The sequence below is a fragment of the Arthrobacter silviterrae genome, assembly GCF_011045165.1.
Taxonomy (GTDB): domain Bacteria; phylum Actinomycetota; class Actinomycetes; order Actinomycetales; family Micrococcaceae; genus Specibacter; species Specibacter silviterrae.
Genome location: NZ_JAAKZI010000043.1, coordinates 19,448 through 28,792 on the forward strand (window position 1 = coordinate 19,448; position 9,345 = coordinate 28,792).

A 9,345-nucleotide genomic window follows, 5' to 3' on the forward strand; every position below is an offset into this window, starting at 1 on the left:
CTTTCTTCAGACTTACCACCCGCCACGATGCCGCAACTCGAACAACCCGCACCTGTCTCCCCAAGCCCCGCCCATCGCCGGGCCGATCGTGAAAGGCCCACAGACTGATGAAATCAATAAGAAGGCCCGTTGTCACCACAACAAGCACCCTGGGCAGGCTGCTGCTCCTGATGATCGTCAGCATCGCCTGCGGGGCCTTGGTTGCGGGCCTGTTCACCCCGGCGACCGCGTTGGCTGCCACGGTAGCCAATAACTCCATCAACATGTTCAATCAACTCCCGGAAACCCTGGACGTTGACCCGCCCGCCCAGACCACCAAGGTCCTCGCCAGTGATGGTTCCGTGATCGCTCGGTTCTATGCCGAGGACCGGCACGATGTAACCCTGGCGAACATGTCGCCCTACATCAAGAACGGCATCGTCGCCATTGAGGACGCCCGGTTCTACCAGCACGGCGGCATCGACCCCACCGGCATCCTGCGCGCCGTTGTCGCCACGGTCCAGGGCGGGCGCGAGGGCGCCTCCACGATCACCCAGCAGTACGTGAACAACGTGATCATCCAAAACCTGGTCTCCAAGGGAGACACAAGCCAGGTCAAGCTCGGCGCCCAAAAGACCGTGGGCGACAAGCTCAAGGAAATGCGCATGGCCATCGCCATGGAGAAAAAGTACTCCAAGGACCAGATCCTCCAGGGCTACCTGAACCTCATCTACTTCGGCAACGGCGCCTACGGCATCCAGGCCGCCGCCAAACTGTACTTCAACACCGATGCCAAGAACCTGACCCTGCCCCAGGCTGCCGCCCTGGCCGGGGTGGTCAACAGCCCCTCGGTCTACGATCCGGTGGCGCACCCGGACAACGTGGTCACACGCCGCAACGAGGTGCTGGGCAAGATGCTGGCCCAGAAGAAGATCACCCAAAAGCAGTACGGTGCCGCCGTGAAGGCGACGCTGACCGTCCACCTGAACAAGCCGTCCCAGGGCTGCGTTGCCGCGGCCATGGCACCGTACTTCTGTGACTATGTCCAGCAGCTGGTGCTCAATGATCCCGCCTTTGGCGCCACGCAGGACGAACGCAGCAAGTTCCTCTACCAGGGCGGGCTGACCATCAAGACCACCCTGGACCCGAAACTGCAGCAGGTGGCCCAGGACCAGGTGAATGCCACCATTTCCGCAACCGACCCGCTCCAGCGCGGGGCCGCAGTGGTCAGTGTGCAGCCGGGCACCGGCAAGGTCCTGACCATGGCGCAAAACACCGTCTACAACCCGGCATCCAAGCCGGGGAACTACATGGGCAACTTCGCTCTGCCGCTCAATGACGCCAAGGGCAATTCCCTGCACGGGGCCGGCGGCTTCCAGATCGGCTCCACCTTCAAGCCCATTGTGTACGCCGAATGGCTCAACTCCGGCCATTCCATGATGACCATGGTCAACGGTGCGGTGCGGGACTATCCGGTGGGCTACAACTGGAAGAACAGCTGCGGGAAAACCACGGGCAGCTATGACCCGGCGTCCGGGACAAAGCTGCTGCCCAACGACGACCCCAACCACTACTACCCCATGACGGCCCTGGAAGGGCTGTACAACTCCATCAACACCATCACCTTCCAGACGGCTGCCGCCCTGGACTTTTGCAACATCCAAAAGATGGCGACGGCGGCCGGCCTTGCCGACGGCGCCACGAACAAGCCCTACGATGTTTCAAAGATCTCCAACCTGATCGGCAGCGAGAACGTGGCCCCCATCAACATGGCCACCATGATGGCCACGTTTGCCAGCGGCGGCGTGCGCTGCGACCCGATCGCCCTCACCTCCATCACGGACAACACGGGCAAGAGCTACCCGGTGCCGGGCGCCAACTGCCAGCAGACCATCTCCAAGGACGTGGCGAACGGTGTGAAGTACACGCTGCAGCAAATGCTGGTCAGGGGCTCGGGCTACCTGATCCCGCTCAACGACAAGGCCACCGCGTTTGCCAAGACCGGCACCACGGACGGCAACACCAACACCTGGACCATCGGCGCCAACTCCGGCATTTCCACGGCCTCCTGGTTCGGCAGCTACAAGGGCATTGGGCCGTTCTGGGTCAACCAGGACATCACCATCAACGGCCATTACTGGGTGGGCGTGGACGGCGCCAACCTGGCCGGCACCCAGTGGGCCGGCGTCATGAACGCCGCGGCCGGCATTCCGGCCTACGCCGCCCAGCCCCTGGAAAAGCCCCCGGCAACCATGCTGGCCACCACCGCACCCCTGGTGGTGGGCGTCAACGACCCCAAGGGCACCGACGCCCCCGTCCAGCCGGTGCCGCCCGCACCGAACCAAGCCCCCGCCACGACGAAGCCCGGCAGCCACAAGAAGAAGTAGTCAGGAAGAAGGGCCACTCAAGAATCAAGTCCAGCCATGCCCGGCTTGGTAGGTGTCGTTGTTGTCGGCCGTGATGTCCTGGGAGCCCGGCGCCGCCTGACGCTGGGCGCCCGCGGCGAAGAGTGCAGGCTGCCAACCTCGTCATTACCATGGGGGTGGAATGACTGGCGCCAGATCTAGCAGGGCAAGCTGTCCCTTGACAGGACGATTGAGAACCCATCCCAGGTGGTCCCTGCCGGGGCCCGGCAACGAGATTGGCCGGCCCGTCCGGGAGTTCCTTTCCGAATCCACCGTCGCCACCAAAGATCACAGAAAGCAGTCCTCATGAGTGAGTCAGCAGGAATTGCACGGTTTACCGGTTCCCCCGTCATCGCCGGCATCATCCCGGGACAGAACCCGGCGGTGTGGACTCGGGCCTTGGAACTGGCTGAAAGCCTTTCCGCTCCGCTCATCGCAGCATTCGTGGATCCAGCCAGCTACCTCATCGAATGGGCCCCGGGCAATGAGGTTCTGCCGATCTCCCTGGATCCAGTCCTTGATCCGGACGATGACACCGCCATTGCAGCGGCCCGACTAAAAGAATCCCTCGGTGACGTTGCCGCTGACTACTCCACGACATGGGCCATGCGGATCATCGGCGGAGACCCCGCCTTGGCATTGGGGCGCCTGGCCCAGACCGTCGGGGCGTCCACCATCGTCATCGGCGCCCGTCGCCCGTCGCCCGGGAATCATGGCCAAAGTCGACGAACTCGTCTCCGGCTCCCTGATGCACCGACTGCTCACCACACAACCCGTCCCCGTACTGGGCATCCCCTCCCACGACGTGAAACACCATTTCCACTCCCACGGGTGAACCAGGACGGCTTCTACGCATCACGGCATCTGCCATCAAGCCAGCCAACAACAGATTTCAGGGAACAGAATATTCACGTCCACATGCGCGATGTAATCACTCGAGGGCATCAACGCCGGCCCGTGCGGCTCAGCCGTCCGGATACGCACCACTCCACCACCCTCGCCCGAAGAGCAGCCGCTTAGAGGTGGTGCAGGGCCAGGGTGGCCGTGCCCCAAATCTGCAGGGACGCCAGCTCCGCAACCTTAATGTCCGGGTACTCCGGGTTCTCCGCCTGCAACACCACCCCGCCCTTGGCGATCCGCAGCCGCTTCACGGTCAGCTCCCCGTCCAGGACCGCGACGACGACGGACCCGTCCTTGGGTTCCAGCGCCCGGTTCACGATCAGCTCATCCCCGTCGCTGATGCCCGCACCGTCCATGGAATGCCCCGACACGCGCACCAGGTACGTGCTCGTCACATCCTTGATCATTCTCTGTAGAAAGTGCCTGTTCTGCCCAAGCTGTCCCAAGGCTGCCAAACATTCTTCTTTGCGACTTTTCGGCCGGCCACGGGAGGACACATGTTGCTATGGACCGCTGCAGAACACGGAATACGTACACTTTGGGTCTTCGGAGACAGGGGTTCACCGAGTCAACTCACGATGACGAAGGAGAGATCGGCTATTTGCGACGTCATCACGTCGTTGAGTGACCGTAAGCCAAATGGTGTGCGGGACGGTTGACGCGGGCCCAATGCCATTGCCGGAGGTAGGTGCTTGGCCCTGTGATGGTGTTGGGTGGTGTCATTGCCCGGGTTCGTTGCGGGACTTGGCGGGGTGGCGGATGATTCTTCCGGCGAGGCTGAGGCTTTGCCGGAAGGATACTTTGGGCAGGTAGGCCTTGCCGATGGCGTTGGCGATGCTGGGAAGTGCTGCGGCGTCGGGGTAGAGCATGAAGAGGGGCTCGTAGCGTGGTTGGAATTTTGATTTGAACTGTAGCAGTGATGTGAATCCGTAGACGGGTTCCAGGAGGGTTCCGAGGCGGTTGAGGAGCTGGTCCAGTGCGGCCATTTGCTGGTTGGGGATTTTTGATGCGTTGTCTGTGCCTTCTTGCTTGATCCGTGCCAGGGGCGCGCCGGAGAGGCTGAGGAATTCATAGCCGTCGTCTTTGAAGGACAGGGCTGCTGAGGAGATGAGGAATTCGATGCTGGCCCGGAAACCGGTGCTGCGTCGGCGCATGAAGTCAAGGGTCCAGCCGACGACGGCCCCGTCCCGGTAGACGGGCAGCCAGGAGGCGAGGGCGTGGATGGTGTGTTGGTCATCGATGGCTAGCAGGCATCGTACTTCCGGGTCGTTGATCTCCTCGAGACCGCCGAGGGTGAAGCCCATTTCGGGCATCTTTTTGTCGGCGACCCATTCTTCTGAGATGGCGTGGATTTGATCGGCGATGGCCAGGGGGGCTTCTGGGTAGGAGACCCATTGGGTGTGGATGCCTTCTTTGGCGGCTTTGTTCAGTGCTGTGCGGATGTCTTGGAATTTTTTGCCGGTAAAGGAGAGGGTCGCGAGGTCCAGGATGGTTTCCTGGGCTACCTGTACAGCACCCCATCCGAGGTCTTCTGCAGCGTCTTTGATGTTCCCGGGGACGGAGTAGAAGCAGGGGGTCCAGCCTTGATCCGCTGCATGGTGGACGAATTCGTTGATGGTGGTATGCAGTTCCGCTGGGGGGCCCACGGGCGGGCCGAGGGTCAGTGCGATGCCCGAAATCGACCGGTAGGCGATGAAGCTGTTGCCGGAGCTGGAGAACCAGTAGCTGTTCCCGTGCCATTGGGTCATCCAGGACAGTGAGGACCCCTCCGTGGTCTTGAGGATGTTCCGGGCGCGGTTGGAATCCGTGCCGTGGATGTTGTGGGCTGGGCGCAAAAAGGATCGGAGGATCAGGACCGCGGTGATGGTCCAAAAGGTGATGCCGATGCTTTCATAGAGTACGACGGTGGCGCTTCCTTGCGGGAAGAACGCCGGGGACAGATCGAAAAGGTAGCCCAAGGGGAGGAACCGGTCAGGCAGGTCGGCGAGCAGATCCGGCAGGCCCGGGACTGGCGTGAATTCGCGGGCCAAGGCTAGGCCCGCCAGGACGTAGACGGTGGAGAGGAGGACTGCGGTGATCAGCACGGCCTTGACCAAATGGCGGTAGGTTTTCGGTGGTGCACTGACGAGAAAAAGTCTCCTGGTGATTAGGAGCAGGACCACCAGCAGTGTTGGCAACAGCAGTGGCAGGATCAGGCTCAACGGGTGGTGGTAGGCGGATACGTCAATGGCCCCCAGGCCCTCGTTGGGGGAATGGTTTGGCGCGGCAGGCATCAGTGCTGCGGCAATGTAGGTGCCTGCAAGAAGTGCCAGTGCGCCTTGGATGATCAATGCCGAGTACCATGCGAAGCGGCGGCCACGGCGCAGCCCGTCGGCGACCACCAACAGCAACACCGAGGGCAGAATCGCCATGAATATTCCGCCGGCACCGGCACGCAGTTGCAGCTGGGCGGACGCACAGTCCCTGACCTGGGAGGGGTCGGCACACAGGGATTGAAGGGTCAGCGGGTCAACGGCTTGGATGTTGGTGAAGAGGAAACGGAGCACAGACAGGGGACCGACGGCATGGGGCAGCAGGCCCGCGAGGACGGGCCCTACCGCGGAAGCGGCCACGATGAGCGCGATCAGGACCCTGGCTTCCCTGCCGGAGGTGACCGGGACGCTCAAACGCGGGGCGCGGCCGCATAGCACTGGTCCCAGGAACACTCCCGCGGTGGCAGCTGTGAGCCTGACTAGGTCGGGGAAGGAGCCGCTGTAGAGGACCAGAAGAATCAACAGCGTAAAGGTCAGGAGCCGCAGGCGCCGGCGCCATAGTGTCTCCAAGGTCGCGGTCGCAGCCAGCGCCGCACCCAGCACCCATGCCGAAGGTCCGAGATAGGAGTGGGTCACCAACTGTGCGGACCAGCTGCCCATCAGGTTCCGTCCCGCGTGGACCATGCCGATCACGGTAATGACGCCCGCAACTTGGGCTGCCAGTCCGGCGACCGCGAAGCGCAGGCTGCCCAATTTGCGTTCAGTTGGACTACCTACCGCGAGCAACAACGCGGTTCCGAGCAGATATCCGCCAAGTCCCCGTTCCCAGAACGCTCCGGTCACGATTACCCACCAGTGCGCCGGGAGTGAGGAGACGGTGACTACAGCCATATGACGCAACGACCCGTGAAGTCCGGTCAGAACAGTGCCGGTCAGCAGCCCGGGCACCCACAAGAACACCAGAAGAAGCCATGTTACTGGGGCCTTCTTGACGGCCTTGAGCCACCCGGGCATGCGGCGCCCAATCACGAAGTTCCGGATACGAGACGAGGAGTGTCCAGTCGCGTTCATGGATTTTCCTTGGATTCCCCGATGGGTGGTGTCCGCTCCTGGATCTGGCAGTCTCTGCTGGTGGGGCCATCGTCCCGGCCGTCCGCGTGCAGGGCGGCTTCGCCAGTCTGCTCGACGCGGCCGGTCCGGCCCTGGGTCCGGGAAGACGGGGACAGGCGGGCCTGCTTGGTGAACTGGGGCGCGATCAGATGGTTCCAAACGGGCAGCCAGGCCACTATGGCGGCACCGGCTATGAAGACAGAGGCGAGGACGTCACTGGGGTAATGCACGCCCAGATAGAGCCGGGAGAAGGCGACCAGCGCCACGAACACGGCCCCGGCGGCCATGGACACCGCCTTCGCCCGCCGGCTGCGGGGCACCACGAGGACGAAAGCACAGGCCAGGGCGAGTGCGAAGGCAGTGTGTCCGGAGGGATAACTGGTCAGGCCCTGTTCGTGGACCAGCGCGTGCACGGTGTCGGAAGGGGGCCGCATCCGTGCCACGAGGTATTTGGCAATGGCCGAGGCTAGCCAGCCCACACCAACGACTGATCCGAAGGCCAGGGCGCCGTTCACACTGCGCCGGACCAGGATCAGGCAGGCTAAGACGAGGATGATGACGGCACCGAGGGGTCCCAGGCCGTAGTGGATGGCCAGCGAGAGCGCACTCAGGACCGGGTTGCGGTCCTGTGCCAGGGCGATATCCACGCCAAGCTCGGCCGGCTTGGGTCCGGAGGCCTTGATGGCCAGCCCGATGGCAACAGTGGCCGCGAAGACGAGGGCACCGAGCCCTGACCACCACCACGAACGAAGATGCGGCCAGAGCCGCTCCGGTGTCGTTGGTGTTTGGGGCTTGTTGTGGATCATGGGCTTCCTGAGCTGGCGCGGACGATTGGTGCCAGCATGCCACGCGTTTGCTGAGAGGTGCCTGTGGATTCCTTTTTCTCAGTCGCCTCTCAGGGTCGGCCAGTCATACTGCTGGTACGAGGGAAGGACTCAGATGCGAATCCTATTGGTGGAAGACGAGACGTTGTTGGCCGAGACGGTCCGGCGCGGCTTGACGAATGAAGGCTTCATTGTGGAAGTGGTCCATGACGGGGTCAGCGGCCTGTGGGCTGCTACGGAGAATCCCTATGACGTGATCCTTTTGGATTTGATGCTGCCGATGAAGAACGGCTACGACGTGCTCAAGGAGCTGCGGGAGCGCATGATCTGGACACCGGTGATGATGCTCACGGCTAAGGACGGCGAATACGACCAAACCGATGCCTTTGACCTGGGCGCCGATGACTACCTGACCAAACCGTTCAGCTTCCTCGTCCTAGTCGCCAGGCTGCGGGCCTTGATCCGGCGCGGCGCCCCGGAACGGCCGGTGGTGATGGAGTTGGGGACATTGCGGTTGGACCCCATGAACCGCAGCGTCCACCGCGGCGAGAGTGCCATTGCCCTCACAGCCCGCGAGTACGGGCTGTTGCAATTCTTGATGCGCCGGCACGACCAAGTGGTCTCCAAAGCCGAAATCCTGGACAACGTCTGGGACCCCGCCTTTGAAGGCGGTGACAACGTGGTGGAAGTATATGTCGGCTACCTGCGCCGCAAAATAGACGCCCCGTTCAACCTGTCCACACTCACCACCGTCCGAGGCATGGGCTACCTGCTTGGCGCAGACCGGGAAGCAACCCACTAAAGCAATCCCTGCATTGATTTCTCTGGGCATTGAACCGGACCGATCCGAGCCATCGCCTCACCGCCAATAATCCTCAACCATGCGCGAAGATCCCAAGGCGGGACCACACGATTCGGTGAAGGCACACACCACAACCATGGCCCAGTGCGTCCGAACCGATATTTACCCATGCATGTAATCAAGGTGCTGTGTTGTCAGGGTGGAGTGGTTGCCGAAACTTCGGAAAGCGAAGGATTGCGGGTCCTCCCCCGATGGGGTCTCCCAGCAGCGCTGTTGAAATCAAATGGCCGCATCCCGCTGACCTTGGTGGCTTGAACGCTTCACTGTCTTCGGTATTACGACAGGCCTGGTCGGATGCCCGGGTGACAGTGAAAGAGGCTGGTGACGGCCGTGCCGGTGGCATCTCCGGACCGTGTGGCTGGCAGGTAGGCCGATGGTGGTACTGGCGTGCAGTGTTGGTGGACCCATTGGGCGATGGCATCGAAGTGGGGTGTGGTGTGTCCGGATTTGGCGCCGTCGCCGGTCAGCACGATAAACGGCAGGGACCCGGCGGCGGCGAGGTTCCTGATTTCCTTCGCAGTTGGTGAGGGCACCCTGGAGCTGTAGCCGGCAATGGGCAGCACCCTTTGCCCTCCTCCGCTAAGAATCAGGGGCGCCGCGCTGCGCCAACTGTCGGTGGCCATCGCGTAGCCCGCACTGGTGCTGTGGGCGGTGGCGTACCGATACATTTCGGCCTCGGCGGCCGCCGTTTCGCGCACGGCACGGTTGGAGGCCAGACCGATCCCGTAGTTCCCGTCGTTGAGGGTTGCACTCATGCGCTGGCTCGCGTCGGCGGTGGCCAGGTACGGGCCGGCATGGGCGTCGTTGGCTGTCCCCGCGTACGTCGGGTTGAGGGTGGACACGGACCAGGCCACCGGTCCTGCAAGCACGACGCATAACGCCAAGCCCGGTCCCATGTAGCGATACCGCAGCCGGCTTCGCTTCCAGGGTGTGGAGGCCGTGTTTCGCACGGCAGCTGAAAGGACGGCGGCGGCCGCGGCGCCGAGAACGATGATCGTGGGCACAAACCAGGG

7 protein-coding genes are annotated in these 9,345 nt (G+C 62.8%); 3 read left to right on the forward strand and 4 right to left on the reverse strand.

Annotation, left to right across the window (positions count from 1 at the left end; all coding sequences use genetic code 11):
• The first annotated feature begins 107 nt into the window (after positions 1-107).
• Positions 108-2,366 (forward strand): transglycosylase domain-containing protein, encoded by a 2,259-nt coding sequence (locus G6N77_RS17685; RefSeq protein WP_165183490.1) that lies wholly within the window; start codon positions 108-110, stop codon positions 2,364-2,366.
• 730 nt (positions 2,367-3,096) lie between these two features.
• Entirely contained in the window at positions 3,097-3,219 is a 123-nt protein-coding gene (locus tag G6N77_RS20210; protein WP_276609829.1) for a hypothetical protein, read from the forward strand.
• Positions 3,220-3,400: 181 nt separating this feature from the next.
• On the opposite strand, the gene G6N77_RS17690 is transcribed toward G6N77_RS20210, so the two are convergent.
• From G6N77_RS17690 to G6N77_RS17700, 3 genes are all read right to left on the reverse strand, one after another.
• Entirely contained in the window at positions 3,401-3,739 is a 339-nt protein-coding gene (locus G6N77_RS17690; protein ID WP_276609830.1) for a LexA family protein, read from the reverse strand.
• A 264-nt stretch (positions 3,740-4,003) separates the two neighbouring features.
• Positions 4,004-6,607, reverse strand: a complete 2,604-nt coding sequence (locus tag G6N77_RS17695) for a bifunctional lysylphosphatidylglycerol flippase/synthetase MprF (RefSeq protein WP_165183492.1) — start codon at positions 6,605-6,607, stop codon at positions 4,004-4,006.
• Positions 6,604-7,452, reverse strand: coding sequence for a phosphatase PAP2 family protein (locus G6N77_RS17700; protein ID WP_165183493.1), 849 nt, complete (start codon positions 7,450-7,452; stop codon positions 6,604-6,606). The genes G6N77_RS17695 and G6N77_RS17700 overlap by 4 nt, the downstream gene beginning before the upstream one ends.
• 133 nt (positions 7,453-7,585) lie before the next feature.
• Between G6N77_RS17700 and G6N77_RS17705 the strand changes: the two genes are divergently transcribed.
• Positions 7,586-8,272 (forward strand): response regulator transcription factor, encoded by a 687-nt coding sequence (locus G6N77_RS17705; RefSeq protein ID WP_165183494.1) that lies wholly within the window; start codon positions 7,586-7,588, stop codon positions 8,270-8,272.
• Positions 8,273-8,607: 335 nt separating this feature from the next.
• On the opposite strand, the gene G6N77_RS17710 is transcribed toward G6N77_RS17705, so the two are convergent.
• On the reverse strand, positions 8,608-9,345 hold a 738-nt coding region (locus tag G6N77_RS17710), incomplete at its 5' end, for a mannosyltransferase YkcB-related protein (RefSeq protein ID WP_205678394.1).

Excerpts from the sequence above, each read along its gene's own strand:
- G6N77_RS17700 (WP_165183493.1), bottom strand. The coding sequence starts at position 7,452 with ATGATCCACAACAAGCCCCAAACACCAACGACACCGGAGCGGCTCTGG.
- G6N77_RS17685 (WP_165183490.1), top strand. The coding sequence starts at position 108 with ATGAAATCAATAAGAAGGCCCGTTGTCACCACAACAAGCACCCTGGGC.
- G6N77_RS17695 (WP_165183492.1), bottom strand. The coding sequence starts at position 6,607 with ATGAACGCGACTGGACACTCCTCGTCTCGTATCCGGAACTTCGTGATT.
- G6N77_RS17705 (WP_165183494.1), top strand. The coding sequence starts at position 7,586 with ATGCGAATCCTATTGGTGGAAGACGAGACGTTGTTGGCCGAGACGGTC.
- G6N77_RS20210 (WP_276609829.1), top strand. The coding sequence starts at position 3,097 with ATGGCCAAAGTCGACGAACTCGTCTCCGGCTCCCTGATGCACCGACTG.